Origin of the sequence: Marinobacter salinus (genome assembly GCF_001854125.1) — a bacterium.
In the GTDB taxonomy this organism is placed as follows: domain Bacteria; phylum Pseudomonadota; class Gammaproteobacteria; order Pseudomonadales; family Oleiphilaceae; genus Marinobacter; species Marinobacter salinus.
Genome location: NZ_CP017715.1, coordinates 2,703,422 through 2,729,561 on the forward strand (window position 1 = coordinate 2,703,422; position 26,140 = coordinate 2,729,561).

General features: G+C 56.2%; 24 protein-coding genes, 1 tRNA gene and 1 rRNA gene. 12 read left to right on the forward strand and 14 right to left on the reverse strand.

From position 1 onward, the window contains the following. Nucleotides 1-46 precede the first annotated feature (46 nt). From BKP64_RS12575 to tyrS, 3 genes are all read right to left on the reverse strand, one after another. Nucleotides 47-123, reverse strand: a tRNA-Ile gene (locus BKP64_RS12575). Between the two features lie 89 nt (nt 124-212). After that, nucleotides 213-1,752: ribosomal RNA gene (locus BKP64_RS12580) — 16S ribosomal RNA — on the reverse strand. A 472-nt stretch (nt 1,753-2,224) separates the two neighbouring features. Next, a complete protein-coding gene (gene tyrS / locus BKP64_RS12585; RefSeq protein WP_070970572.1) occupies nt 2,225-3,427 on the reverse strand; it encodes a tyrosine--tRNA ligase in 1,203 nt (400 codons plus the stop codon). A 305-nt stretch (nt 3,428-3,732) separates the two neighbouring features. Between tyrS and BKP64_RS12590 the strand changes: the two genes are divergently transcribed. Then, a complete protein-coding gene (locus BKP64_RS12590) occupies nt 3,733-5,130 on the forward strand; it encodes an OapA family protein (protein WP_070970576.1) in 1,398 nt (465 codons plus the stop codon). Between the two features lie 7 nt (nt 5,131-5,137). After that, nucleotides 5,138-6,235 carry an anhydro-N-acetylmuramic acid kinase gene (locus tag BKP64_RS12595; RefSeq protein ID WP_070970579.1) on the forward strand — a complete coding sequence of 366 codons (1,098 nt, stop codon included), beginning with the start codon at nt 5,138-5,140 and terminating at the stop codon, nt 6,233-6,235. A 60-nt stretch (nt 6,236-6,295) separates the two neighbouring features. Here BKP64_RS12595 and erpA read toward each other — a convergent pair whose 3' ends face one another. The 4 genes from erpA to argC form a co-directional block, all read right to left on the reverse strand. Further along, complete coding sequence (gene erpA, locus BKP64_RS12600) at nt 6,296-6,628, reverse strand: iron-sulfur cluster insertion protein ErpA (RefSeq protein WP_198402686.1); 333 nt, start codon at nt 6,626-6,628, stop codon at nt 6,296-6,298. Nucleotides 6,629-6,713: 85 nt separating this feature from the next. Further along, nucleotides 6,714-7,196 (reverse strand): bactofilin family protein, encoded by a 483-nt coding sequence (locus BKP64_RS12605; protein WP_070970585.1) that lies wholly within the window; start codon nt 7,194-7,196, stop codon nt 6,714-6,716. Nucleotide 7,197: 1 nt separating this feature from the next. Beyond that, complete coding sequence (locus BKP64_RS12610) at nt 7,198-7,938, reverse strand: DUF6776 family protein (RefSeq protein ID WP_070970588.1); 741 nt, start codon at nt 7,936-7,938, stop codon at nt 7,198-7,200. A gap of 9 nt (nt 7,939-7,947) precedes the next feature. Then, the gene (gene argC / locus BKP64_RS12615) at nt 7,948-8,985 is read right to left on the reverse strand and encodes an N-acetyl-gamma-glutamyl-phosphate reductase (RefSeq protein ID WP_070973672.1); all 1,038 of its coding nucleotides are present in this window, start codon (nt 8,983-8,985) and stop codon (nt 7,948-7,950) included. Nucleotides 8,986-9,139: 154 nt separating this feature from the next. On the opposite strand from argC, the gene BKP64_RS12620 reads away from it, so the two are divergent. The 6 genes from BKP64_RS12620 (at nt 9,140) to BKP64_RS12645 (ending at nt 15,336) form a co-directional block, all read left to right on the forward strand. Further along, on the forward strand, nt 9,140-10,915 hold the full coding sequence (locus BKP64_RS12620; RefSeq protein WP_070970591.1) for a chloride channel protein: 1,776 nt from the start codon (nt 9,140-9,142) through the stop codon (nt 10,913-10,915). Nucleotides 10,916-10,918: 3 nt separating this feature from the next. Then, on the forward strand, nt 10,919-11,341 hold the full coding sequence (gene hemJ, locus BKP64_RS12625; RefSeq protein WP_070970594.1) for a protoporphyrinogen oxidase HemJ: 423 nt from the start codon (nt 10,919-10,921) through the stop codon (nt 11,339-11,341). Nucleotides 11,342-11,382: 41 nt separating this feature from the next. Further along, nucleotides 11,383-12,141, forward strand: a complete 759-nt coding sequence (thiD, locus tag BKP64_RS12630) for a bifunctional hydroxymethylpyrimidine kinase/phosphomethylpyrimidine kinase (RefSeq protein ID WP_083329314.1) — start codon at nt 11,383-11,385, stop codon at nt 12,139-12,141. Then, nucleotides 12,138-12,797, forward strand: coding sequence for a thiamine phosphate synthase (gene thiE / locus BKP64_RS12635; RefSeq protein ID WP_070970599.1), 660 nt, complete (start codon nt 12,138-12,140; stop codon nt 12,795-12,797). The genes thiD and thiE overlap by 4 nt, the downstream gene beginning before the upstream one ends. A 15-nt stretch (nt 12,798-12,812) precedes the next feature. Continuing rightward, complete coding sequence (hemL, locus tag BKP64_RS12640; protein WP_070970602.1) at nt 12,813-14,093, forward strand: glutamate-1-semialdehyde 2,1-aminomutase; 1,281 nt, start codon at nt 12,813-12,815, stop codon at nt 14,091-14,093. A gap of 322 nt (nt 14,094-14,415) precedes the next feature. Next, a complete protein-coding gene (locus BKP64_RS12645) occupies nt 14,416-15,336 on the forward strand; it encodes a lipase family alpha/beta hydrolase (RefSeq protein WP_070970605.1) in 921 nt (306 codons plus the stop codon). 37 nt (nt 15,337-15,373) lie between these two features. Here BKP64_RS12645 and BKP64_RS12650 read toward each other — a convergent pair whose 3' ends face one another. The 4 genes from BKP64_RS12650 to BKP64_RS12665 form a co-directional block, all read right to left on the reverse strand. Further along, entirely contained in the window at nt 15,374-16,690 is a 1,317-nt protein-coding gene (locus BKP64_RS12650) for a tetratricopeptide repeat protein (RefSeq protein ID WP_227515589.1), read from the reverse strand. Nucleotides 16,691-16,824: 134 nt separating this feature from the next. Beyond that, nucleotides 16,825-17,229, reverse strand: a complete 405-nt coding sequence (locus BKP64_RS12655; RefSeq protein ID WP_070970608.1) for a hypothetical protein — start codon at nt 17,227-17,229, stop codon at nt 16,825-16,827. Continuing rightward, nucleotides 17,226-17,933, reverse strand: coding sequence for an anti-sigma factor family protein (locus tag BKP64_RS12660; protein WP_227515387.1), 708 nt, complete (start codon nt 17,931-17,933; stop codon nt 17,226-17,228). Before BKP64_RS12660 ends, BKP64_RS12655 begins: the two co-directional genes overlap by 4 nt. Nucleotides 17,934-17,937: 4 nt before the next feature. After that, nucleotides 17,938-18,525 (reverse strand): RNA polymerase sigma factor, encoded by a 588-nt coding sequence (locus BKP64_RS12665; protein WP_083329219.1) that lies wholly within the window; start codon nt 18,523-18,525, stop codon nt 17,938-17,940. Between the two features lie 216 nt (nt 18,526-18,741). Between BKP64_RS12665 and BKP64_RS12670 the strand changes: the two genes are divergently transcribed. Further along, nucleotides 18,742-19,674: a DUF4382 domain-containing protein gene (locus tag BKP64_RS12670; RefSeq protein WP_070970614.1), complete on the forward strand. Its 933-nt coding sequence runs from the start codon at nt 18,742-18,744 to the stop codon at nt 19,672-19,674. A 65-nt stretch (nt 19,675-19,739) separates the two neighbouring features. Here the strand turns inward: BKP64_RS12670 and BKP64_RS12675 are convergent, their stop codons facing one another. Both BKP64_RS12675 and mrcB read right to left on the reverse strand, forming a co-directional pair. Further along, nucleotides 19,740-20,315 carry a tetratricopeptide repeat protein gene (locus tag BKP64_RS12675; protein WP_070970618.1) on the reverse strand — a complete coding sequence of 192 codons (576 nt, stop codon included), beginning with the start codon at nt 20,313-20,315 and terminating at the stop codon, nt 19,740-19,742. Next, nucleotides 20,312-22,642 carry a penicillin-binding protein 1B gene (gene mrcB / locus BKP64_RS12680; RefSeq protein WP_070970620.1) on the reverse strand — a complete coding sequence of 777 codons (2,331 nt, stop codon included), beginning with the start codon at nt 22,640-22,642 and terminating at the stop codon, nt 20,312-20,314. The genes BKP64_RS12675 and mrcB overlap by 4 nt, the downstream gene beginning before the upstream one ends. Nucleotides 22,643-22,763: 121 nt before the next feature. Here mrcB and BKP64_RS12685 point away from each other — a divergent pair, with 121 nt between their 5' ends. After that, nucleotides 22,764-24,341: a bifunctional aminoglycoside phosphotransferase/ATP-binding protein gene (locus BKP64_RS12685; protein WP_070970623.1), complete on the forward strand. Its 1,578-nt coding sequence runs from the start codon at nt 22,764-22,766 to the stop codon at nt 24,339-24,341. A 38-nt stretch (nt 24,342-24,379) separates the two neighbouring features. Continuing rightward, nucleotides 24,380-24,754, forward strand: a complete 375-nt coding sequence (locus BKP64_RS12690) for a Rieske (2Fe-2S) protein (RefSeq protein ID WP_083329220.1) — start codon at nt 24,380-24,382, stop codon at nt 24,752-24,754. On the opposite strand, the gene sfsA is transcribed toward BKP64_RS12690, so the two are convergent. Further along, entirely contained in the window at nt 24,738-25,469 is a 732-nt protein-coding gene (gene sfsA, locus BKP64_RS12695) for a DNA/RNA nuclease SfsA (protein ID WP_070970626.1), read from the reverse strand. The genes BKP64_RS12690 and sfsA overlap by 17 nt on opposite strands. 179 nt (nt 25,470-25,648) lie before the next feature. On the opposite strand from sfsA, the gene dksA reads away from it, so the two are divergent. Beyond that, nucleotides 25,649-26,089, forward strand: a complete 441-nt coding sequence (dksA, locus tag BKP64_RS12700; RefSeq protein WP_012139308.1) for an RNA polymerase-binding protein DksA — start codon at nt 25,649-25,651, stop codon at nt 26,087-26,089. The last annotated feature ends 51 nt before the right edge of the window (nt 26,090-26,140 follow it).

Consider the following 26,140-nt stretch of genomic DNA (forward strand, 5'->3'; position numbering starts at 1 on the left):
ATAGCCTGCTATGCAAGTCCGGACACAACGACGAGCTGGACAATTCTGGTGGGTCTGGGTGGACTTGAACCACCGACCTCACCCTTATCAGGGGTGCGCTCTAACCACCTGAGCTACAGACCCAATGGTACGGGCCTGATAGACCCATCTGCTCTCTTTATTAATCAACCAAGTAATTCGTGTGGACTCTGACCGAAGCTTTCGGCTTCGTTTAAGGAGGTGATCCAGCCGCAGGTTCCCCTACGGCTACCTTGTTACGACTTCACCCCAGTCATGAACCACACCGTGGTAATCGTCCTCCCGAAGGTTAGACTAACTACTTCTGGTGCAATCCACTCCCATGGTGTGACGGGCGGTGTGTACAAGGCCCGGGAACGTATTCACCGTGACATTCTGATTCACGATTACTAGCGATTCCGACTTCACGGAGTCGAGTTGCAGACTCCGATCCGGACTACGACGCGTTTTGTGAGATTAGCTCCCCCTCGCGGGTTTGCAGCCCTCTGTGCGCGCCATTGTAGCACGTGTGTAGCCCTGGCCGTAAGGGCCATGATGACCTGACGTCATCCCCACCTTCCTCCGGTTTGTCACCGGCAGTCTCCCTAGAGTTCTCAGCCGAACTGCTAGCAACTAGGGATAGGGGTTGCGCTCGTTACGGGACTTAACCCAACATCTCACGACACGAGCTGACGACGGCCATGCAGCACCTGTGTCAGAGTTCCCGAAGGCACCAATCCATCTCTGGAAAGTTCTCTGCATGTCAAGGCCAGGTAAGGTTCTTCGCGTTGCGTCGAATTAAACCACATGCTCCACCGCTTGTGCGGGCCCCCGTCAATTCATTTGAGTTTTAACCTTGCGGCCGTACTCCCCAGGCGGTCAACTTAGTGCGTTAGCTGCGCCACTAAGGATTCAAGATCCCCAACGGCTAGTTGACATCGTTTACGGCGTGGACTACCAGGGTATCTAATCCTGTTTGCTCCCCACGCTTTCGCACCTCAGTGTCAGTGTTGGTCCAGGTAGCCGCCTTCGCCACTGGTGTTCCTTCCTATATCTACGCATTTCACCGCTACACAGGAAATTCCACTACCCTCTACCACACTCTAGCCTGACAGTTCGAAATGCCGTTCCCAGGTTAAGCCCGGGGCTTTCACATCTCGCTTATCAAACCACCTACGCGCGCTTTACGCCCAGTAATTCCGATTAACGCTTGCACCCTCCGTATTACCGCGGCTGCTGGCACGGAGTTAGCCGGTGCTTCTTCTGTGAGTAACGTCAAGGCTAGCCGATATTAACGACTAACTTTTCCTCCTCACTGAAAGTGCTTTACAACCCGAAAGCCTTCTTCACACACGCGGCATGGCTGGATCAGGGTTGCCCCCATTGTCCAATATTCCCCACTGCTGCCTCCCGTAGGAGTTCGGGCCGTGTCTCAGTCCCGATGTGGCTGATCATCCTCTCAGACCAGCTACGGATCGTCGCCTTGGTAGGCTCTTACCCCACCAACTAGCTAATCCGACTTAGGCTCATCCAATAGCGCAAGGTCCGAAGATCCCCTGCTTTCCCCCGTAGGGCGTATGCGGTATTAATCCGGGTTTCCCCGGGCTATCCCCCACTACTGGGCAGATTCCTAAGCATTACTCACCCGTCCGCCGCTCGTCAGCGGGGTGCAAGCACCCCCTGTTACCGCTCGACTTGCATGTGTTAAGCCTGCCGCCAGCGTTCAATCTGAGCCATGATCAAACTCTTCAGTTTAAATCATACAAGAATCCGAAGATTCTCTATTCTTGCTCAAGACAAAACTCAATTTCGACGAGTCACTGTCCTGATATTTCATATCCGAAATACCTCGGCCAGCGCCCACACGAATTACTTGGTCAATTTTTTAAAGAGCGTTTGAGCTGTTGCTCAATCAAGGTGGCGTATTCTACATCGAACCGCCGCCCTGTCAACCGTTTATTTTCCGTCGTCCCCGTCTCCGGAAATCGCCGAAAAACTGACCGGCTTACTGCTTGTTTCGAGGGGCGCATTCTACAGCGAATCGCTTTCCTGTCAACCGCTTTCTGAAGAATTTTGAAACTCAATTTCTTCAGCGCTTTCAAACAGTTACTCCCTCAAGAAGCCGCTGTCTCAGTGGCTTGTCCCTCAGAAGAGATGCGCATTCTACAGACCTGCCCGTAGGTGTCAACGACGATCCTGAAAAAAACCCAAAATCGCCGCAATTCGATCACGCTGTAATCAGAACGCGGGCGATCTTCTTCTTGCCCGCCTGAACAACACAATCATCCCCCTCAACAAACATACGACTACCATCAAACTGCTCACCATTCACGAAGACAGCTCCCCGCTTGAGAACGTCCCTTGCAGCAGCACCATTCTTTACCAGGTCAGCGAGACGGAGAACCGATGCCATCGGCATATCCGGCTTTCCTTCCAGGGAAACTTCGACCGTCGGCACATTATCTGGAATCTCACCAAGAGCGACACGATTGCCCGCCGACTTATGCGCGGTCTTCGCCGCTTCCTCACTATGGAACCGGGTGATAATTTCTTCCGCCAGCAACTTCTTATAGTCCTGCGGATTTGCGCCAGCCTCGACAGCCTTACGGAATTCTTCCACCTCCGCCAGCGGGCGGAAGCTCAGCAACTCAAAATATCTCCACAGAAGAGTATCCGGCATCGACAGGAGTTTGGTGTACATTTCGCCCGGTGCATCATTAACGCCAACATAGTTGCCCAAAGACTTCGACATCTTCTGGACACCGTCAAGACCTTCGAGAATTGGCATGGTCAGGATGACCTGTGGCGACTGACCATACTGCTTTTGCAGAATGCGCCCCATCAGCAGGTTGAACTTCTGATCAGTACCCCCCAACTCAACGTCGGCCTCCATGGCAACCGAGTCATACCCTTGCACGAGGGGATAGAGAAACTCGTGGATTGCAATGGGCTGTTCAGCGCGATAGCGCTTGGTGAAATCATCGCGCTCCAGCATCCTTGCCACAGTGTATTGGCCTGCAAGCTTGATCATGTCGGCCGCACTCATTTTGCTCATCCACTCGGAATTGAACATGACCCGGGTTTTTTCAGGATCCAGAATCTTGAAAACCTGCTCCTTATAGCTGACCGCATTCTCGGCAACCTGCTTTTCGGTTAAAGGAGGGCGCGTGGCGCTTTTCCCCGTCGGATCACCGATCATGCCGGTAAAGTCGCCAATCAGGAACATCACTTCATGACCGAGATCCTGAAACTGTCTCAGCTTATTAATGAGGACCGTGTGCCCGAGATGCAAATCCGGAGCTGTGGGATCAAACCCCGCTTTTATACGCAGAGGCCGACCTTCTTTTAATTTTTCGATCAGCCCGTCTTCCGGAATCAGTTCGTCAACGCCGCGCTTGATTACGGCCAACGCCTCATCAGTAGATGCCATGAACAACACGTCCCCAATTGTAGTCTTGATAAGTTCGTTCAGTTACAGACCTCTACAAAAGAAATCTGTGAGTTACCCGCACTCCTGCTAAGGTGTTATCGTTCAGTTTTTAAGCAATACTGGACGCACAGGGCGACATATTATAACAATGACGCCAGCAGAAATCCGGAGGATGGAACAGCAACCGTAATGTTCCACGCTGTCCCGAGTGCATTTTATACGGTAATCTGTTGGTCTATACTTGAACAACAGCTTTAATTAGGCAGCTCAACCTGCCGGAATGCCGATTAAAACGGGTAGGATACGTGCGAAAAATGTTTCCGAAAACACACATTACTATTGCAGCCGCCGCTACTGTCGTTGTGACTGCGGCTATTCTTATGAGCCCGAGCGCCGACGTTGAGGCCAAGCGCATGTCCTATGCGCTGGACCTCGAAGAAGGCAAGGTATCTGGCCAGGGAAAAGTACGACAGTCAGCCTCTGAGGAAACGGGCAGCGCAGCAACGAAAGAGCAATCTCCAACCGAGAATGGCGCTCCACTGCAAGCAAAGACCGAAGAACCCGCACAACCTGTCGTTCCCTCGGCCCCCAAACTCCATTGGCAAACATTCGATATAAAATCCGGGGATACGCTCTCTTCACTGTTCAAAGAAGCCGGGTTTAATGACGGCATCATGCTGACGGTTATTCACGGTGAAGGCGAGGCCGACAAGTTACAGCGGCTTTACGCAGGTGAAACCATCAGGTTCGCAACGTCCGACGGCGGCAGTCTTGAGGCCATTGAGCTTCAGCGGAGCCTGCTTGAATCTCTGAAGATCGAAAAGAACGAAGATGGTTTTTCCGGCCAAACCGTTGTGCGCGAACCAGAAGCGCGCCCGGCCTTCGCTTCCGGTGTCATTGACGGGTCTCTTTACCTCGCAGCCCGCGAGGCCGGACTGAATGACCGCCTGACCATGAAGCTAGCGGGCATTTTCGGCTGGGCCGTCGACTTTGTTTACGATGTACGCAAAGGCGACCGGTTTGAAGTCGTGTATGAAGAGCTTTATCTGGACGGTGAAAAATTTGATACCGGCCGGATACTGTCTGCCCGTTTCCTTAACCAGGGCGAGGAAAACGTTGCCCTGCTTTACACCGACAGTCATGGTGACAGTGACTACTATTCGCCGGATGGTAAGAGTATGCGCAAGGCATTCCTGCGCACACCAATCAATGCCCGCGTGTCGTCGCCGTTCAACCTTCAGCGCCGCCACCCGGTATTGGATGTTGTCCGGCCCCATGAGGGCACCGACTATGGTGCGCCCCCAGGCACACCGATCAAGGCTGCGGGCACTGGACGAGTTCGATTCGCAGGCTGGAAAGGCGGCTATGGCCGCACTGTCGTCCTGCAGCACGGCGACAATATATCCACCCTCTACGCTCACATGAGCCGCCTGGGCAAGGGCATCAAAAATGGCACTCGGGTCAAGCAGGGAGAGACCATTGGATACGTAGGCTCTTCCGGCATGGTGACCGGCCCCCACCTGCATTACGAATTCCGCGTTAACGGCTCTCCGCGCAACTCACGTAAGGTAAAACTGCCAGACGCCAAACCGGTGCCTGCATCGGAAATGGCCCGTTTCAAAGGCGCCACCGAACAGCGCCTGGCACAGTTTGACGTGTTCCGGGACAGCCAGAAACAGCTCGTTCTCGCTCGCGGCGAGTAACACTCTTATGGAAGCCTGGGTCGGCCTGATGTCAGGAACCAGCATGGATGGCATTGATGCCGTGCTGGCGTCCTTCAAGGACCGGAAGGTCCAGGTTCATGCCGCAAAAACACTAAGCTACCCCGATTCATTGCGCCTTCGCCTCCTGGCGGTAAGCCAAAATCAGGGCACGCCTGACGAAATTGGCGAACTGGACACTCTGACAGGCAACCTGTTCGCAGAGGCTGCCACCGCGGTTATCCAGGAAGCCGGCATTCCTCTTTCACGAATCCGTGCCATTGGCAGCCACGGCCAGACCATTCGACACCAACCGTCAGGTTCTGCCCCGTTTTCGATGCAGATAGGCAACCCCGCGATTATCGCAGAGCGAACCGGCGTAGCAACGGTAGCTGACTTCCGGCGGCGGGACATGGCTGCGGGAGGTCAGGGTGCACCCTTGGTGCCCGCGTTTCATAAGGCTTTCTTTGGCTCGAATACGGAAGATCGCTGCATCCTGAACCTAGGCGGCATTGCCAACATAACCTGGATTCCCAGAGCGCCGGATCAACCTGTAACAGGGTTCGATACCGGGCCTGCCAATGCTCTGATGGATGCCTGGTGCCTGGACCAGACCGGTATGCCCTTCGACAGTGACGGACACTGGGCCCAGGAGGGCAGCGTCGACCAGTCACTGTTAAACGACATGCTCTCGGATGCCTACTTTGAGAAACCCGCTCCTAAAAGCACTGGCAAGGAAAGGTTCAATCTCGATTGGGTGAGAACCCAGGTACAACGTCATCCGGACCTTAGTTCGGAAGACGTACAGCGCACCCTTTTGCAGTTGACCGTCACCAGCGTGGTTTGCCAGCTACCGCAGACATCGGCGATGAAAGTTTATGCCTGCGGGGGAGGCACAAGAAACCCCGCACTGATGAAAGAGCTTGAACAGGCCTTGGGTCCGAGGAAGCTCTCCATCACATCAGAGCTTGGCCTGGACCCCCAGTGGGTTGAACCGGTAGCCTTTGCGTGGCTGGCCCAGCAGACCATTGGGGGTAGCCCCGGAAATCTTCCGGAGGTAACCGGAGCCCGAGGCCACCGAATACTCGGCGCTATTTATCCCGCCTGATTCTGAGAACAAATAAAAAAAGGAGAGCCGTTGGCTCTCCTTTTTTTGGACTACCCTGGGTCAGATCGAGAACGAACTGCCGCAGCCGCAGGTTGAACTGGCATTCGGGTTCTGAACAACAAACTGCGAGCCCTGAAGGCCCTCCTGATAATCAATGGTCGCCCCTACCAGATATTGATAGCTCATCGGATCCACCAACAGGCAAACCCCATCCTTTTCAACCACGGTATCCTCCTCATCCTGGGTTTCATCAAATGAAAACCCATACTGAAAACCGGAGCAGCCACCCCCTGTCACAAAGACACGCAACCTGAGATCGGGATTGCCCTCTTCCTCAATCAATTCACGCACCTTGGCAACGGCACTATCGCTAAAAAACAGCGGCGCGCCCATCTGTTGCTGAACTACACTCAAGTTCGCCTCCGGATTACCTGTAAACAACTTAAGCGATTATGGTATTCCTGAGTAAAACAATCAACTATTCGGACTTTCCACCACCTTCAGAACTTTCACTCAGCTCTGCTGAAGCCTGATCCACGGACGGAGCCTCGGGCTTTGTGTCGTGACTGGCCTTGGTGAGCAAGCCCAAAGGCTCCCTCTGATGCACCAGGTTGCCATTAACCGAAGCACCCATCGCCATTTCGATCAGGTTGTAATAGACATTACCGTTTATAGAGGCCTTCTCGGCTAACTCAAGGTGGGCCGATGCATAGACGTCCCCATGAATTGTCCCGTTTATCACGACATGAGGGGCGACGATGTCACCTGAGACCTCGCCAACCTCGGAAATACGAAGAACCGCATCGCTGCCCTCTTCGGCAAGGACTTTACCTCGCACCCGGCCATCCACATGCAGACCACCTGAGAAGTGAACGTCACCTTCTACTGTGGTGCGCGAGGAAATCAGCGTGTCAAAATGGCCAGTCGGGCGGCGGGGTTTCTGCTTTTTCTTACCAAGCATTTCAATTCTCCGTTAAGTCATCCCAGTCAAATGTTCGTTCCGCCTGAGAGGATTTTTTCCCCTCGGCCTGAGCCACAACCTGAACTTCAAGTGGCTCGAAGCCCTCGGGCAATGCCAGTGTGCCCTCCACGTCCTGGAAGTAGCGAAACCGGAACTTCACGCCGAGGTCTTCAATTTCCCCGGACAGGTCACGCAGTGCGATGACTTCTTTTTCTTCGTCGCGCCGGCCGATGACATTCACCGCCACCAGACCTGCAATATAACTTTTGTTATTACCCACCTGAGTGAGTACCAGCTTGAAGTCGAACCCCCCAGTCTGGCGGTCAGGGGCCAGCGTAAAGCTGTCCACCTGAAGGCCTTTACTGGTTTCCGAGGGTGCCATGATATTTTTATAGAAAGTCAGGTCCGATTTCAGTGATGCAATCCGGGTTTCCAGTTCAACGATCGACGTCCGGGCCTGGTTCAACGCCTGTTCGTCAATGGCTCTGCCGCGTTCCAGGTTGATGACTTGTTGGCGAGCCTTGGTGTAATTGTCGCGGAGCGCCGACAGCTCGTCCTCCAGAACCTCATTTGATGCCTCAACACTAGAAAACCGAAAGCCGCCTTGGGCGAGTCCGGTTGCATAGCCGGCAACGGCCGCAACAATAGTGAACACCAGCAGAATGGCGGTCCGCCGGAACCGGTAGCCCGGTCGGTGGCGGATAACGACATACTCTTCCGCCGGTTTGCGTTCTTCGTTCACAGACGTTCCTCAGGGCAGAAGCGCCGGGGCTTCAAGCCCCAGCGTTTCTGCCAGGCCAAACATGATATTCATGTTCTGGACCGCTTGCCCTGCGGCACCCTTCACCAGGTTATCGATCACCGAAGATACGATAACAACATTGCTCTGCTCCTGCCGATGCAGTGCCATCCGACACTGGTTGGCACCTCGGACACTTCGGGTTTCCGGATGACTGCCAAAGGGCATCACATCCACAAACGGCTCCTCCCGGAAGCGTTCTTCAAACAGGCTCTGAAGCCGGTCAAAATCGGTCGGGTTGTTCAGTTCCGCATAAAGCGTCGCCTCAATGCCGCGAATCATCGGAACCAAATGAGGCACGAAGGTGACGCCAACGTCCTGTCCGGCAGCACCCGCAAGCCCTTGGCGTATTTCCGGAAGGTGCCGGTGACCCGATGCACCGTAAGCCTTGAAGCTCTCTCCCACTTCGCCGTGGAGCATACCGATCTTACCCTGACGACCAGCGCCACTGGCCCCGGATTTGGCATCGGCAATCAAGCGAGTCGGATCAACCAGCCCACCCTCAAGAAGCGGCAGGAAACCGAGTTGAACAGCTGTCGGATAACAGCCGGGATTGGCAACGAGCTGGGATTCACGAATCACGGACCGGGCGATTTCCGGCAGGCCATAAACTGCTTTAGCGGCCCACTCGGCGCTCTCATGGCGCATGCCATACCAACTGGCCCATACATCCAGATCTTTCAGACGGAAGTCGGCAGAAAGATCCACCACTCGTACTCCGGCAGCCATCAGTTCCGGCACCATGCGCATGGCAACACCATGAGGCGTGGCAAAGAAAACAAGGTCACAGGCCTTTAGCACAGTCGCGTCCGGCTCAGAGAATGCAAGGTCATAATGTCCGCGCAGATTCGGGTACATATCCGCTACAGGCATACCCGCTTCTGAACGGGAGGTAATGCAACTAACCTTAACTTCAGGATGAACTGCGAGAATTCTCAGCAGTTCCACACCGGTATAACCAGTGCCGCCAACGATGCCTACTTTAATCACCATTTTCTCCAGCGACGTCGTATCAGGGGTTCGGGATTGGCCTCATAGTCTAACATGATAAACCAACGACTTATTGCAGCCCGCAAGCCGACGGTTACAATGTTGTCAGAAATTACCTGACACTCCACCACATCAAACCGGAACCCCCGCGTTCATGCGAAGAATCTGGCACCAGATTACCGAGAACCTGATCCCTGTATTCCGAGGCAGGCTCTCTGGCGTGGATGCGTTGCCACAACTTGCTGTGCTTGGGCTCCTTTCCGGCCTTATCACAGGCGGAGTTATTCTTGTTTTCCGCCTCGCCATCGAGTGGCCTCTTGAGCATTTTCTGCCTGGGTCGAGCTCGGAATCGTTTGAGGAACTGAGCCTGATAACCCGTGGACTGTTGCCTCTGGCGGGCGCACTCACACTCGGGCTGATGCTTCACCGTCTGGGCACTCATAACCGCAAGGTCGGCATCGTCCATGTCATGGAGCGACTTAACTACCATCAGGGATACATTACCTTCCGCAGCGCCATCGTTCAGTTTGTCTCCGGTGTTGTGACTGTCGTGACTGGCCAGTCCGCCGGACGAGAGGGTCCGGCGGTCCACCTTGGAGCTACGTTCTCAAGCCTGATGGGGCAATGGATGCGACTGCCCAACAACAGCATCAGGACGCTGGTGGCGTGCGGCTGTGCGGCCGCAATATCTGCCTCATTCAACACCCCGATTTCCGGCGTAATCTTTGCCATGGAAGTCGTGATGATGGAGTACACCATTGCCGGATTCACGCCGATCATTCTCGCGGCGGTAAGCGCAGCCGTTGTGACCCAGGCCGTCTACGGCTCGGAGCCAGCATTCAATGTGCCTGCGTTGACGATGAATTCTCTGCTGGAAATCCCCTGGGTTCTCGCCATCGCCGTAATAATTGGTATTGCTGCCGCCCTGTTTATCCAGCTTGTCGATATTATGGGACGCCAGTTGCACCGGCCGGTCCTGCTCCGAATCGGAACCGCCGGTCTTCTGATGGTGCCCTTCGCGATTCTGATCCCCGAAACCATGGGCATTGGCTACGACACAGTAAACGAGACAATCAACGGTCAGTTGGGCTTCTGGCTGTTGCTGGGCGTTGGCGTTTCAAAACTGGTAATCACATCCCTGTCCATCGGACTCGGTATGCCAAGCGGCGTGATTGGCCCGACACTGTTCATGGGCGCAACCCTTGGCGGCGCCATGGGACTGGTTGGCGCCCAGATTATCCCGGAGCATGCGTCTTCGGTGGGTTTCTATGCCATGCTGGGAATGGGCGCCATGATGGGCGCCGTTCTCCAGGCACCTTTGGCCGCGTTGATGGCTCTAATGGAGCTTACCCGGAACCCCAACATTATTTTGCCAGGCATGCTGATTATCACCACCTCAAGCCTCGTGACCAGCGAAGCTTTCGGCAAGAAGTCACTGTTCTTGACCATTTTGAAAAGTCAGGGCCTGAGTTATCAGAGCTCTCCGGTTATCCAGGCACTCAGGCGAGTCTCTGTCGGCGCCATTATGGATCGGAGCATTTTACGAACCGAACGCCACCTGTCTGCGGATGAAGCCCGAAAGATCCTGAAATCGGAACCCAAGTGGCTCATTGTGGAAGGCAGCAACGGACCCACGGCGCTGATGCCAGCCGTTGACCTGGCGCGCCACATAGAAGATACCGACGAGCGGGCCGCCGAAGAGCCAACAGCATTACCTGACACCATTGACCTTATGGATATTCCCGCCAATCGGCGAGATATTGCGCCCGTTCAGTATCAGGCGACTCTCGAAGAGGCTCTGAACGAGTTCGACTCAACCGATGCTGAGGCATTGTACGTACAACGCCATGTGGCACCGATGATTCAACGGGTTTACGGCGTAGTGTTGAAATCCGATATCGAAAGTTATTACCAATACCGACGGAGCTAACGGATGCTGTGGGTTAAAGCTTTCCACATAATTTCTATGGTGTGCTGGTTCGCCGGCATTTTCTATCTGCCAAGGCTGTTTGTTTATCATGCAGCCTGCGAGGATGAGCCCGGCCGGGAGCGTTTCAAAATCATGGAACGCAAGCTTTACCGGGGTATAACCACGCCCTCGATGGTAGCCACAATCGTCTTTGGCGTATGGCTTGTCAGTTATAATGTGTCCGGCTATTTTAGCCAGGGCTGGTTTCACGCCAAGCTGGCGCTGATCGTCCTTCTGATCATTTACCACTTTTACTGCGGGCACCTGGTGAAGGTGTTCCGGGATGACCTTAACAGCCGAAGCCATGTGTTTTACCGCTGGCTCAATGAGCTTCCGGTTTTTGTCCTGCTGGCTGTCGTCATTCTTGCCGTTGTTAAACCGTTTTAAGGAGCCGAAACATCAAACGCTATACACGCCCCCAGGTTTTGATTCTCTCCGGACTGGACCCGTCCGGTGGCGCGGGCATTCAGGCAGATATACAAGCAATTACCTCACTGGGCTGCCATCCCCTGCCCGTTGTGACATGCCTTACAGTGCAGGACACTGTCAACGTCTATGCCGCGGAAGCCCTTAATGCTGAATTGATCCGCCAGCAGTTGGAGTGTATCGCCGCAGACGCACCAATTCATGCCATCAAAACCGGCGCACTGGGCAATGCCGACATAGTGGACGTGCTGGTGGACTTCATCGGGAAGCACCCGGGAATCCCCTTGATCACCGACCCGGTCATCAAGGCAGCTGGCGGTGGAGACCTTGCCGACGAAGTTCTGATTTCAGCAATGAAGGACCGCCTTTTCCCGCTTGCCGAGATGATCACCCCGAATGGAATCGAACTTAGCATGCTGGGTGACAGCGCCGATCCGGAACAGGCCGCCCGGCACCTTATGAAAACCGGCTGCTCATCGGTCTTTGCTACTGGAGGCCATGGCACGGGCCTGCATATTACCAACACTCTGTTCAACCACGCTCCAGAGCCCATGACCTGGGAAATCGAGCGTATCGGAGGTGAGTACCATGGTACCGGATGCACCTTGGCGGCGGCGATTGCTGCGGGTAGGGCCAGCGGCCTGTCCCAGCGGGCAGCCATCTCCCAGGCACAGAATTATGTGAACCGGGCGATCCTCCATGCACTGGAGGTAGGCAAAGGTCAGCCGGTACCAGACCGGGGGATCCTTTGGGAACGATGAGCTTAACCGCACGTCCGGGCCTGTATGCGGTTACCGACAGCCGGCTGACTCCTCCTGACTTACTCCTCGCCTCGGTAGAAGCCGCTCTGCGAGGCGGTGCGATTTTGGTACAATACCGGGAAAAGTCAGCGCCCATGGCTGACCGGCTCCGACAGGCTCTGGATTTGCAGGCGGTTTGCCGGAATGCTGGCGTGCCGTTGCTGATCAACGACGATGTACACTTGGCCAGACGCTCGGGTGCGGCTGGTGTTCACCTCGGCCAGACCGACGGTTCGCAGACAGAGGCGCGACACATACTCGGCGAAGAAGCGATCATTGGCATCACCTGTCACGGAAGTATTGAACTGGCTGAGACGGCGGACGCAGCCGGCGCAACGTACCTGGCGTTTGGGCGATTTTATAGTTCCGGCACCAAACCTGGGGCCCCTGCGGCCAGCCCTTCCGTGCTGACCAACGCCAGACAGTTCCGCCGCCCGCTCACAGCCATTGGAGGAATCACCGTTGATAATGGTGAACCTCTGATCCGGGCCGGAGCGGACATGCTGGCTGTGGTAGGCGGTTTGTTCGGTGGCAGCCCAGAGGACATCGAGCGGCGCGCCAAAGCGTTTACGCGCCTGTTCCAGCAACATCATCCACTTTTTTCACTTTCCAGATAACAGGAACCCAGACCCATGACACACTCCGAAACCCTCTTCGAAGAAGCTCAGAAGTACATTCCGGGCGGTGTGAATTCCCCGGTCCGGGCTTTTCGTGGCGTGGGCGGTACGCCAGTGTTCTTCAAACACGCCGAAGGTGCCTACCTGTACGATGAAGATGATCGCCGCTATATCGATTACATCGGCTCTTGGGGTCCGATGATTCTTGGTCACTCGGACCCGCGCATCAAAAAAGCCCTGCATGCCCAGGTCGACCTGGGCATCGGCTATGGCGCCCCGACCTCCATCGAAACCGACATGGCCAAGAAGGTCTGTGAACTGGTCCCGTCGATTGAGCTGGTACGCATGGTGAATTCCGGTACCGAAGCAACCATGAGTGCGATTCGTCTTGCACGGGGCTACACAGGGCGGGACAAGATCGTCAAATTTGAGGGCTGCTACCATGGCCATGTGGATTCGCTGTTGGTAAAAGCCGGCTCCGGCGCTCTGACCCTTGGCGTGCCAAATTCACCCGGCATCCCCGCGAGTCTCGCCAAACACACCCTGACCCTTACGTTCAATGACATCGACAGCGTGCGCGAAACGTTTGCGGCGATGGGAGACGAGATCGCCGCCATCATTGTTGAACCGGTGGCCGGCAACATGAATTGCATCCCGCCTGTACCGGGCTTCCTGGAAGGCTTACGGGAAGTCTGCGACGAACACGGAACCGTACTGATTTTTGATGAAGTTATGACGGGATTCCGGGTATCTCTTGGGGGTGCCCAAGGCCTCTATGGTGTGACGCCTGACCTGACCGCGCTGGGTAAAGTTATTGGCGGCGGCCTTCCGGTTGGTGCCTTCGGCGGCAAGCGAGAAATCATGGAGCATATTTCGCCTCTTGGCCCGGTGTATCAGGCCGGCACCCTCAGCGGTAATCCGCTTGCCATGTGCGCGGGTCTGACTACCCTGAATGCCATTTCCGAACCGGGCTTTCACGATCGACTGACGGAGAAAACCATCGCGGTCCGCGATGGCATCAAGGCAGCGGCCGACGCCGCGGGCATCCCATTGGCCGTTCAGAGCGCAGGCGCCATGTTTGGGTTTTTCTTTACAGAGGAAGAAACAGTCAATCGTTTCGATCAGGTAATGGGTTGTGATGTGGAGCGATTCAAGAAGTTCTTCCAGGGCATGCTCAAGGAGGGCGTTTATCTGGCCCCGTCGGCTTTCGAGGCCGGCTTTACGAGTGCAGCCCTCACCGATGCCGACATAGAGCATACCATTGAGGCGGCACGCAAGGTGATGGCGACACTCTGACCCACCCCCTCGAACACTGACCCCGCATGACACATGTCATGCGGGGCCATCGTAGTGATCCTTGTCACAGCTTGGGAGCGAATCCTTTCATTGTGCCTCTTGTGACATTGACTTACGGGCCCCTCCGGTCAAATTATGGTCAGATCTCAGTCGAGATGCTCTGACGGCAACAATCTAACAATCACAACACAGAAGTCAGCGCACGGAAGCCCTTACTCTGCCCGGTCGGGTGGATGCAGTAAGAGAAGCAGTCTCTGGAGCAGCCCGTTAGGTTGAGCCGCAGTTTGAATAACAAACACAACATCAAACTGTAGGAACGACAATGAAAACCTGGATCAAAACAATGGCTCTGGCCTGCGTGGTCGCGTGGTCGGCTCCGGCCGCCGCCTGGTGGTGGGACTCTACACCGTCTAATTACACTGATACCCGTTATCCGATTGTGCTGGTGCACGGGATGTTCGGATTCGATTCGATTGCTGGCGTGGACTACTGGTACGGTGTCGCGGAGGACCTTCGCAAATACGGCGCCGACGTTTACACCACACAAGTACCCGCCCTGGATAGCACGATCGCTCGGGGCGAAGCCCTGTTACCGCAAGTGCAGGCCATTGCCGCAGTGTATGGCAAGGTTAACCTCGTGGGCCATAGCCACGGTGGCCCCACAGCCCGGTATATCGCGCGGGTGCGGCCAGACCTGGTGGCCTCGGTTACTTCCGTAGGTTCACCCCACAAAGGGTCTCCGGTGGCCGACCTGATCTATGGCTCACCCGCCGAAAGTCTGGCGGCCTCGCTTGGCAATGCGCTAGGCGGCCTGATTGATCTGCTTTCCGGCGGCGGTTACAACCAGGATCTCCGCTCAAGCCTGCGCTCCCTGACAACTCGAGGCAGTGCAGAGTTCAATTCTTTTGCACCGGCAGGTATTCCAACCACGTCCTGTGGCGAAGGGGCTTACTCCGCCAATGGCGTTCGATTCTATTCCTGGGGTGGCACCGGTGTGCTGACGAATGTCCTCGACCCGTCAGACGCTCTGCTGGGGACCACAAGCCTGGCGTTCGGTTTCAGTGCTAACGATGGCCTTGTAGGGCGGTGCAGCAATCACTTTGGCAAGACCATCCGGGACAATTACTTCATGAACCACCTGGACGAAGTCAACCAGGCGCTCGGCTTGCATAGCCTGTTTGAAACAGACCCCAAGGCTGTTTTCCAGCAGCATGCGAACCGGCTGAAAAACGTCGGCCTCTGAGATGCCGGATTCACTGGCCCCGGCATCCGTGCCGGGGCTAGAACACCCCTTCCAACGTCCCCATGAGCATGTGCCTGCGATAACTGTATCGACTGATCCCACTTACGTTATCCAGCACTGTCCACTCGACTCTCAACAGCCACCGCTCATCCAGCCGGCTTTCCAGAAACAGGCCGGCCTCAACCCGTTTATCTGTACGACGCTCAGTGACCAGTGCGCCATCCACCAGCAGGACGTGGGAATCACGATACCGACTGTATCTGAAGGAGCCAATCCAGCCGGCAGTGACTGCCGGACGCAGGTCATAGCTCCCCGTCAGTTCAACTTTGTGGTGTTCGGGAGAGACACTGACAAACTGATCACCAGCCTGGAGGTCGCGTCGATCATTGACTTCCCAGGAGTATTGCCCCCTCAGTCTCCAATCGCCGGATCGCCTCACTGCAGAAAGACCCAGTCGGTAAAACTGTCCATCATACGACTCGAACTCGCTGCCGCCGGTGACCTGCGCAAACGCCAGAGACAAAGAGCAATCGGTGAACATGAACTGCCCGGGACAGGTCTGCCAGCGCCGCCCCCCTTCTATGCCAAAACGACGCTCGAACTCATCGGAATCAAACCACGACTGACTGAGCGTTAATGCCCCGCCGATTGAAGACGCATCCAGGTTCCGGCTCCAGGCCAACTTGCCTTCCATCAACTCTGTGTTGTAGCTATTTTTCGAAGGGTATTGGCGGGCGTAAGCAGCCCCTTCCAGAGCCAGGCGCCCCCCTTCCAGTACTGACAGATCAATTGAACCGGCTGCGAGTGCATCGACGAAAGCACCCCCTTGACTGGAGGTCACTGATTCCGGAAGTCCGGCAATATTACTGTCATAACCAGCGGAAAGGGCCAGATAGCCGATGCCGGCGGCGGGCCATCGTGATCCTGGCTCCGCCGACAATGTTTCAAGTTGTATCAAGGCCAGTCTGCGAAGCTTTTCCGGAGAGGCTGGGGCGCTGACCTCAAGAAACCAGTCCCTCGCGGAAGCTCTGTTCCCCGTGGCGAGCGCAACAAGACCAAGATTGTAGCTGGCCAGAATACGATGGTCGGTCGACAGTAGCTTGCGAAAGCTGGCTTCCGCTGCGGAATATTGACCCAGCCTGTAGTACACGACGCCGAGGTTGTAGTTCAGGGAGACGGTCTCGATGCCACCGGCCCGGGCAGCTTCGAAGACTTTACGAGCTTCCTCAAGGTCACCGGATTGAAACCGTTCAACCCCAAGCGCGACAACATCTGCCGGGGAGGCCCGTTCGGTCGCAGACGACAGGGAGGGTGCCACCAATAGCAGCCAGCACACAATGGTTAGCCGAGACACCAGCAAACAGCATGCTCCGGAGTCAAATGAGAAGTAGGAACCGGTGAACGCAAAGTGCCAGCGTTACCGAGCAGATAACGCTGAGGAGTATAGCAAGGTATGACAGGGAAATTGTCGCAGAGGTCCGAGTCGGCTCAGCGATTAAGGCCGGGCGGACCGTCCTTCTGCAGCTCCTGGACCTGCTCGATCAGTTCAGAAGGCCGCTTCGCTTTTTCCCGCATCGAATCAACGGTCTCCCTGGATTGACGAACATCCTCAGCAACCGATTGCCCAAAATCACGATTACCGGGACCGGACTCACCCGACCGGCCTACCCCCTGAACCTTCTGGCGGTCGGCTGGTGGCCGCGATTCAAGTGAAGCCGCCTCGGGCAGCTTAATCTGGCGCACAACAGAACCGGTAATATCGGAGTCGTCTAGGACCATACGCATGGTGACGTCCAGATCGTCATTACCCGACGCGGTCACTGACAGGGCAAGCCCCGTGATTAAAATACCGCACTGGAGCCAGGCTCTAAGTCCCGAAAAATCTGGTTTCATGATGCCGGCCCCTCTCTGCCAACACTTTCATCATCCGGGATCATCACCCGAAATGTCTTTTGACGCTCACCGGTGTCAAGCCGGGCCGTCAGCTCGCCTGAACCGGGAAACAAAACCTTCAGAGGCAATGCGAGAACATTTTCACCGGCCTCCAGGCTCACTTTCCAGCTTACTTCCTGGCGCCCCGGCAAGGAGGCAAGTTCGACGTTCGGAGGCAACTGAAGGGTCAAGGTTACATTCTCAAGTGGCATCCCCGAACGAAACGCCAGACGAACGGATCGTTCAACCGGCCCGCCCGGAGCGACCAAGCCCTCTGTCGCCTGGCCTTCTGTCTCTGTCGATTCTGCGACAACTGTTGCATTACCCCCGAGCTCCTCTCCCTTGAACATCGCGCCAAGAGAAATACCGAACGCCAGAGCAGCTGCTACCGCCCCCCCCATTACAGTGTGACTCCAACCCTTCCGCGCGTGGGCTTCCCGACCGGTAGCCGCAGCCAGAACGCGTGACTGAAAATCCGCTGAAGGCATCGGGATTTCTGTCTTCTCATGCAAACATCCGTTCAGAGTCTGCTCAGATTCGAACCGCGCCATACATGAAGGGCAGGTACGCAAATGCTGCGCGATCTGCTCGCGCTGCGGCTCTGCAAGCTCATTGTGAATGTAAGCGACAAGGCTTACCCGGATTTCCCGACAGGACATAGTCATCACCTCATTCTCCCACACGTCCACCCCGGGGAATTGGTTCCAGCTCACGCTGTAATTTTTTTCGCAGACCAGCCCGACACCGGTGCAGGCGGGACTTCACCGTGCCCAAGGGAATGTCGAGCACGGCTGCAATATCTTCCTGACGCCAACCATCAACATCGTGAAGCAGGAGCAAGGCGCGTTGATCCGGTGCAAGCGTCGCCAGAACACGGTCCAGCGCCGGGCGCAACCGAGCCTGTTCCAGCTGAATTTCCGGCCCCGCGTTATCCGATTCAAGGCTGTCGAGCCAGTCCGCATGGCTGTCCGGTGCGACGAGTTCGCTCAGGGGGCGATCCCCCTGTCGCCCCTTGCGTCGGACCTGATCGATAAATTGCCGATACAGGACCCGGTTCAGCCAGGGACGCAAACGGTCAACGGCCTCCAGCTCGTCAAGCCGGGGATAGAGTTTCACAACTACGTCCTGAACCAGATCCTCTGCATCCTGCTGCTGCCCGGCCAGCCGGTAGGCAAACCGGTACATGGCGTCCAGGTGGGGTTGAACCAGTGACTCGAACCGCCTGTTTTTTGAGGATCTGAAAGGGATCAGGGGCAAACCGTTACTACCTGCTTGAGTATCTTCAGCCCGGAAGTCTATACCAGTTGCGCACCCACTGCATTTGCCTCTTGATTCCGGCAGCTGGCAATTGTGGCAGCCACATTAGGAAGCGTTAACAAAATTCACGGAACGCTGAGCATAGCCCGAGCGTGGTTGCAGAGTGAGTTAACGATTTACTCGGTATGTACCAAGCAATAGACCAAGGGGGTTTATATGAAGCGTTCCATCCGTTTTTTCACCGTCTCAGCTTTGGCAGCAGGTATTGCTGCCTGCGGCGGGGGTAGCGATGGCTCAGGCTCAACCGGCACAGTTTCCTTCGACGTAACCGACGCACCGGCCATGGAGTTCTCCAGTGTAACCGTCACATTTACCGGAATTTCCCTGAAGCCTCAGGATGGTGAATGGGTCGAGTTCAGTTTTGATGAACCCAAAACCTGGGATCTTCTGGATCTTCAGGGGGGCGTCAGCGAACCTCTCATTACCGATGAAGAAGTACCTGCCGGCCCATACTCTGAACTCCGACTTCTGGTTGATACCGGCGGCTCTTACGTAGAACTGGAAGCTGAACCGGGTATCGAAAAATCCCTGGCCGTGCCTTCCGGCCAACAGAGCGGACTGAAGCTCAAGGGCGAGTTCCTGGTAGCGGCGGACACCACCACCGACTTCACCATCGATTTCGACGTGAAAAAGTCCATCGTGAACCCGCAAGGCACATCTCTGGCAGACTATCTGCTCAAGCCGTCCCTGCGTCTGGTGAACAATCTGGAAGTGGGCTCCATCTCTGGTGAGGTGGACTACGTAACGCTAAGCCAGACCCGGGCGAATGATGCCGATCTTGCCGACTGCGCGACAGGCTACGAAGGTGCCGTCTATATCTATGAGGGCATCAATGCCACGCCAACGGACATCAATGTGAACAGCGAGGAAGCCGGGCCATTGATGGCTGTTCCCGTGGCTGACGATGACTATGACGGCATCTATACCTACACAGCAGCATTTCTGACCGCCGGCGAATACACCATCAGCTACAGTTGTCAGCTGGATGACAACGAGACCGACGACGGCCTGGACTTTGAAGGCACGCAGAATGTGACTGTGGTTGCCAACACCAACGTTGAAGCGGACCCCATTCCGCTTTTGCCGTGATCGGCTAAGCTATCACGGATAAGTGCCCCTGCAACCCAGGGGCTTTTTTTCAGAGCGCCGGGTTTTCAGAGTGCCGAAGCTCGCGCCTCTGCCTGATCCGCACCTGCCACATTACCTCTTGCTCTTCGAATATCCGCCAGCAGCATCCACCCCGCCCGCTGCAAGCTGGAATCATTGCCGGCCAGGGATAACCCTTTCAGAGTGAATTGCTCGGCCGATCCCAGCTGATCACTGGCGACATAGGCCTCGGAAAGCTTGAAATAGATTTCAGCGGCTCGGGGAGCAATACGCTGAGCCCGCTCAAGCCGGGCAATCGCTGCAGGCGCATCCCCCTGACGCAAAAGGTTGTCGGCTTCACGAACCAGACTGAGTGCTGCCGGGGACAGGCTATCGCCTGAATCCCGGTAACTCGGAGCAGTGGTGCGGGGCGCCGTTTCAGCCGGCTGGGACACTTCCGGCTGTTCACTCTTGCGCCATACTTCCGGTTTTTCAGGCTCACTGGCTGCTCTCGGCAGCTCAGGTGCTCTTGGCGCCTCGCCCCCGATCGGGACATAAATGGAACCCCCTGTACTGGAGGCACAACCTGCGAGGGTCAAGAGTACGGCCACCGCGCTCACACGAGTCAGAAAAAACGTCTTCATTGGAACAATCCTTCAAACCAGCCTTTAATTCGCCGCTGCAGGGTACCCGAGCAGGATACCTCCTGCGTCGGCTCACTGCCTGAAATGAACGGCATAAAGCGCGCATTATCGCAGTACTCACCGGTTAATGCCTGCCTCTTGCCATTGACCCAATGATAATTGACGCCGTCGGGTACCACGGGCGAAAGACTGTGCTGGGGCACTTGCGCCATGAACCGGGACCAAACGGGTAAGGCACCGCTTGCACCGGTCAGCGAGGTGCCGCCGTTATCATCCCGCCCCACCCAGGCGACGGCCAGCAGGTCTCCACTGAAACCGGCAAACCAGGAGTCCCGGCCGTCGTCCGTTGTTCCGGTCTTGCCGGCCAGTGCCAGCTCCTCTGGCACTGTGTAATACGCAGATTTCCCCGTACCTTCCTGCATGGTTTCCTGCATTGCGTACTGAACCAGGTGGACAGCCGCAGGATCCGCCACCTGGTCCACTTCCAGACTGTACCGAGTCAAAGCTTCTCCGCTGGCATCGGTCACCTCCCGAATGGTTCGCAAGGGCGTATTAAATCCGGAAGTCGCCAGCCCCTGGTACATCTGAGCCACCGTGACAGGATTCATGGCGACAGCCCCCAGCAACATGGACGGGTATTCTGATATCTCAGAGCTTACACCAAACGCCTGGAGGTTCGCTTTGACTACATCGACGCCAACATCCAGGCCCACCCGAACCGCGGGGAGGTTGTAGGAGTGAGACAGTGCCGCATGCACCGGCACCTCGCCACGCTCTTTGCCGTCATAGTTTTTGGGCTCCCACCGCCGCCCGTCGTCAAACTCCAGGACGAAGGACTTATCCAGCACTGGCGTGATCAGGGTATAACGATCGGGCTGCTCAAGCGCGGACAGATAGATAAACGGCTTGATCAGGGAGCCGATCGGGCGGCGGGCATCCAGGGCCCGGTTAAAACCGGCAAATTGAGGGTCGCGGCCTCCAACCAGCGCCAGCACCTCGCCACTGTCCTTGGACGTCACAACCAGCGCCGCTTCGAGAGCTTTTCGGGTTTCGCCGCTGCTCAACCTGGGCAGCGTGTCGGTCACCGCAAATTCGGCCGCATACTGTGTGGCCGGATTCAGGGTCGTGAAAATCCTCAACCCTTCACTCCGCAAATCCTCATCCCGGTAATCCCGCGCCAGGTGTCTGCGGACCAGGTCAATATAGGCCGGATACCGGTTTTCAGAGTAGGACGGCTTGTCACTGACACCCAGTGCGAGCCCTCTGGCCCGCGCGGCGCGGACCGAGTCTATAAGGCCCGCATCTTCCATTTCGGAGATCACCAGGTTTCGGCGCTCCGTGGCACGCTGGGGGTGGCGGCGCGGATTGTAATAACTTGGCCCCTTCACCATTCCAACCAGCAATGCGATCTGGTGCACATCAAGATCTTTCAGGGATTCACCAAAGTAAAACTGGCTCGCGAGACCAAAGCCGTTAATACTACGGGTGCCCGCCTGCCCCAGATACACCTCGTTGAGGTAAGTCTCAAGTATGTCGCCTTTCTCGTAATGAAGCTCAAGCAGGATCGACATTAGCGCCTCATTCCCCTTGCGCAACAGCGTCTGGTCCCGGGTCAGGAAAAAGTTCTTCACCAATTGCTGGGTCAGCGTACTACCGCCCTGGACTATCTGGCCGGCGCGTATATTTGCCAGCATCGCGCGAGCTATCGACAGTGGCGCGACACCGAAGTGGTCGTAGAAATTCCGGTCCTCAACCGCCATCAATGTTGCAGGCAACAGTGCCGGCACATCCTCAAGCTGAACCAGGACCCGGTCTTCCTTGTGGGAGGGATAGATACCACCAATCTGAGCGGGCTCCAGTCGAACAACCGGCGAGGCATCGCCACTAATGACGGAAAAGTCCTGGATCCGGTCGGCGTATATATTCAGGGAAAGCCTGCGCCTCGGCTCATCGCCGTCCGGAAAACGAAATCCACGGGTACTGATAACAAAATGTCCACCGTTGCGACGGTAGCTGCCAGCCCTGGCGCCATCCCCCTTGCGGAAGCCCGCCAACTTCAGCTCTCTTTCCAGCGCACCAGAGCTGATACCCGCACCGTCGTATAGTTCCAGAGGCCGCGCATACACCCGGGAGGGAACCTCAAATCGCCTGCCTTCGAAACGAGAGGTCACCACTGCGTCCAGATAGATCACCCAGCCGGCCAGCAACACCAGGCCAATGACTGAAGCGCGCACAAAAAACCGCCAGAACCGGGGGCGACGGCCCGTCCTGGATGACTTGCGGGGAGACTTCTTGCTGGACCGGGAAGGTGGGCTCGTTTTTTTCATAGCCGGATTATAACTAAGGCATCCGCTGCAAAGGCAGGGCAACTGTGTGTTATTTCTGTAATCTGCCCGTTATGATGGGGCATTAAAAATCAACAGGTTCAGGGACTGCGAGGAGAACAACGTGAGTGAAACACCCCCAGAAAAGCTGATTCTGGCACTGCAAGATCCTGATCTGTATGAACACCCGGTCCGGGATTTTCAGGTCATTGAGACTCACATTTCCCAGGTCATCCTGACCGGTGACTATGCCTATAAAATCAAGAAACCAATGAACTTCGGCTTCCTGGATTTTTCAACTCTGGAAAAGCGAAAGCACTTCTGCGAGGAGGAATTGCGACTGAACCGTCGTCTTGCGGCGAACCTTTACCTGGAGGTCCTGCCAATCACGGGCACGCCAGACCATCCGGTTATCGGCGGGAACGGCAACGCGTTTGAGTATGTCATTAAAATGCGCCAGTTCGGGCAGGACCAGCTATTCGACCGCCAACAGGAGCAGCACACTCTCACGCCTGAATTGCTGACCAGCCTCGCCAGACAGGTGGCGAATTTCCACGAACAACTGCCACCGGTTGCTGCCGACAAACCTTTGGGCACACCCGAGGCCGTATATGCCGGAATGCAGGAAAATTTCGACCAGATCCGGCCAATGATTGATGACGCAGGGCTACTCACTCAGCTGGAGAACCTGCAAGCCTGGACCGAGAGTACATTTGAGCGCCACCGGGACCTGATTGCCGAGCGGCATGCCAACGGATTTGTTCGCGAGTGTCACGGCGACCTTCACCTGGCCAACATAACCCGGTTTGAGGGCGAGGTTACGGTTTTCGATTGCATTGAATTCAACGAATCGTTTCGCTGGATTGATGTGATTAACGACCTGGCATTCCTGCTGATGGATCTTGAGTCCCGACAGGAGCATAAGCTCGCCAACCTGGTACTCAACACGTACCTGGAATACCGTGACGACTTCGGAGCCATCCCCCTGCTCCCGCTCTACAAGGCCTACCGAGCTCTGGTCCGCGCGAAGATTGCCCTCTTCACTCTCGGGAACCCTTCTCTGAGCGAAGGGGAAAAAGCCACGCTGATGCAACGGTACCGGGATTACGCGCAACTTGCCGAAGACTACAGCATCATCCCCAACCCTTATTTATTAGCCACAACCGGGCTGTCCGCCAGCGGAAAAACCTGTGTCAGCGCAGCCATGGCCGGCGAACTGGGGCTGATCCGGTTGCGCTCTGACGTGGAAAGAAAGCGACTTCACGGTCTCGCGCCCCTGGACAGCAGCAAGTCTCCAACCGGCGGTAATCTCTATACCGAAGCGGCAACGGAGAAAACCTACCAGCGCCTGGCCGATCTTGCGGGCGATCTGCTGGCGGCCGGTTGTCCGGTGATCGTTGATGCCGCCAGCCTGAAAGAAAAAGAACGGTCCCTGTTTGCCGCCGTCGCGGAAACCCAAGGCTTGCCGTTCGCCCTGCTCCACTGTGAAGCACCGGAGGCGTTGCGCCGGGAGTGGATCCGTGCCCGCTCCGGAGACGCGTCCGAGGCGACAGAAGAGCTGCTGGACGCCCAGCAAAGCTGGTTTGAGCCGCTCACCGCCGACGAAAAAAGCCATACGATCCATTTGCACACAGACGAAGAGCACGTTGCGGAGGCGGTCGCCGACCGGATTCGCCAACACTTCGGCCTCAGCCCGGCATGACACAAGGACGGCAGGCTCGCAGGTAACCAAGAGTTTTTATGAACAACACAGCAAGCGATGAGTGGCAAACGGTCTGCCAGTTCGATGAACTGGCGCCGGAGACATTTATAGAATTCCGGGTTCGCCAGAAGAACCCGAAGCCCGGCACCATGCCACTCATGGGCTTCCTGTTTCTGGACGACCAGAAACCCAGGGCGTACGTCAACCAATGCCCGCATCTGGGTGTTGAACTGAACTGGATGCCCGGGCGTTTTATGGACGCCGATAACCTGTTCCTTCAATGCTCAACCCATGGCGCCCTGTTCAAAACCGATTCCGGAGAGTGTATTGCCGGGCCATGCCAGGGAGACGCACTGACTGCCCTTGATCTTCGAATCACGGGCAGTGCCATTCAGGTCAGACTTCCAGAATAACCGGCACAGACTCGACCAGGGTTATTGCTCCGGAGGGAGAGCCGTTTTCCCCTGCCAGGGTTGCACGATACGCCACCACCTCCACCCCGGCATCACAGGCTTCCCGCAACAACCGGCCGTATTTCGAGTCAATGTGATCGGCGGGACGGACCGTTTCGATGCCGGTATGGTTGACCACGAAGAACAGAACCCCACGGTCCCCTTTCGCCACCTGAGCCATAAGCTCCCGAAGGTGCTTCTGTCCGCGAGTGGTAACCGCGTCCGGGAAAAACCCCTGACCATTATCCGCCAGCGTTACGTTTTTCACCTCCACCCAGGCATCAGGCTGACCGGGGTGCCCGGATAAGAGCAGATCAATCCGGCTCTTTTCCTCTCCGTATTTGACCTCCGAACGGCAGACGCGATACCCACTCAGCTCCGGAACCGTGCCATGTTCGATGGCGGCCCGGGCCTGGGCGTTTGGTCTGGCAGTATTGATACAGGCAAGCATGCCAGGCTCAGTCTCCACCAGCTCCCATGTATATGGCAGCTTACGCTTGGGGTTATCGCTCCGGCTCAACCAGACCCGGGCATTTTCTGGCTGGCACCCCAGCATGGATCCTGTGTTTGGACAATGGGCAGTCACTTCCGTGCCGTCCCTCAGGCGAACATCCGCAAGGAAGCGTTTATAGCGGCGAATCAGATGCCCTTCCACCAACGGTTCTGGTAACTTCATGTGATCTCCGTGCAAAAGTAGGTGTCACAAGGCTGGCACCCCTGTGACTAATCTGCTATTTTCCGCAAATTCCCGTTTCAGGACGAATGCTTCATCCAGGGTATAACCGCGCAGCCACGGGGGCTCACGCGGTGGGAAGCAAAGCGTTCTTGTGAAGTACAAACAAGAGGCCGGGTTCAATGGCAAACACTGCAGAACAACCACGCGAACGTTTTACCAACTTCACCCCTTATGAAATGAAAAAGGGTGAAGAGTACATGAGTGCTGAAATGCTGGAGCACTTCAAGAATCTGCTGCTGCAATGGAAGCAGGAGCTGATGGAAGAAGTCGACCGCACCATGCACCACATGCAGGAAGACGCAGCAAATTACGCGGATCCCAGTGATCGCGCAACCCAGGAAGAGGAGTTCAGCCTGGAACTGCGTACCCGTGACCGTGAGCGCAAGCTGATCAAGAAAATTGACCAGACCATCGATCGCATCGACAAGGACGACTACGGCTTCTGCGATCAGTGCGGTGTTGAAATCGGCATCCGTCGTCTCGAAGCACGGCCGACAGCGACTCTGTGCATTGATTGCAAAACGCTCGCCGAAATCCGCGAGCGCCAGACCGGAATCTGAGCTGCTTACCATTCAGTACAATAGCCGGCAAAGCTCTTCACCAGAGCTGTC

Coding starts and splice junctions, on each gene's coding strand:
- BKP64_RS12655 (WP_070970608.1), bottom strand. CDS start 17,229: ATGAAACCAGATTTTTCGGGACTTAGAGCCTGGCTCCAGTGCGGTATT.
- BKP64_RS12620 (WP_070970591.1), top strand. CDS start 9,140: ATGCGAAGAATCTGGCACCAGATTACCGAGAACCTGATCCCTGTATTC.
- BKP64_RS12690 (WP_083329220.1), top strand. CDS start 24,380: ATGAACAACACAGCAAGCGATGAGTGGCAAACGGTCTGCCAGTTCGAT.
- BKP64_RS12675 (WP_070970618.1), bottom strand. CDS start 20,315: ATGAAGACGTTTTTTCTGACTCGTGTGAGCGCGGTGGCCGTACTCTTG.
- BKP64_RS12670 (WP_070970614.1), top strand. CDS start 18,742: ATGAAGCGTTCCATCCGTTTTTTCACCGTCTCAGCTTTGGCAGCAGGT.
- hemJ (WP_070970594.1), top strand. CDS start 10,919: ATGCTGTGGGTTAAAGCTTTCCACATAATTTCTATGGTGTGCTGGTTC.
- BKP64_RS12595 (WP_070970579.1), top strand. CDS start 5,138: ATGGAAGCCTGGGTCGGCCTGATGTCAGGAACCAGCATGGATGGCATT.
- thiE (WP_070970599.1), top strand. CDS start 12,138: ATGAGCTTAACCGCACGTCCGGGCCTGTATGCGGTTACCGACAGCCGG.
- BKP64_RS12660 (WP_227515387.1), bottom strand. CDS start 17,933: ATGACTATGTCCTGTCGGGAAATCCGGGTAAGCCTTGTCGCTTACATT.
- tyrS (WP_070970572.1), bottom strand. CDS start 3,427: ATGGCATCTACTGATGAGGCGTTGGCCGTAATCAAGCGCGGCGTTGAC.
- BKP64_RS12605 (WP_070970585.1), bottom strand. CDS start 7,196: ATGCTTGGTAAGAAAAAGCAGAAACCCCGCCGCCCGACTGGCCATTTT.
- sfsA (WP_070970626.1), bottom strand. CDS start 25,469: ATGAAGTTACCAGAACCGTTGGTGGAAGGGCATCTGATTCGCCGCTAT.
- erpA (WP_198402686.1), bottom strand. CDS start 6,628: ATGGGCGCGCCGCTGTTTTTTAGCGATAGTGCCGTTGCCAAGGTGCGT.
- hemL (WP_070970602.1), top strand. CDS start 12,813: ATGACACACTCCGAAACCCTCTTCGAAGAAGCTCAGAAGTACATTCCG.
- mrcB (WP_070970620.1), bottom strand. CDS start 22,642: ATGAAAAAAACGAGCCCACCTTCCCGGTCCAGCAAGAAGTCTCCCCGC.
- dksA (WP_012139308.1), top strand. CDS start 25,649: ATGGCAAACACTGCAGAACAACCACGCGAACGTTTTACCAACTTCACC.
- BKP64_RS12645 (WP_070970605.1), top strand. CDS start 14,416: ATGAAAACCTGGATCAAAACAATGGCTCTGGCCTGCGTGGTCGCGTGG.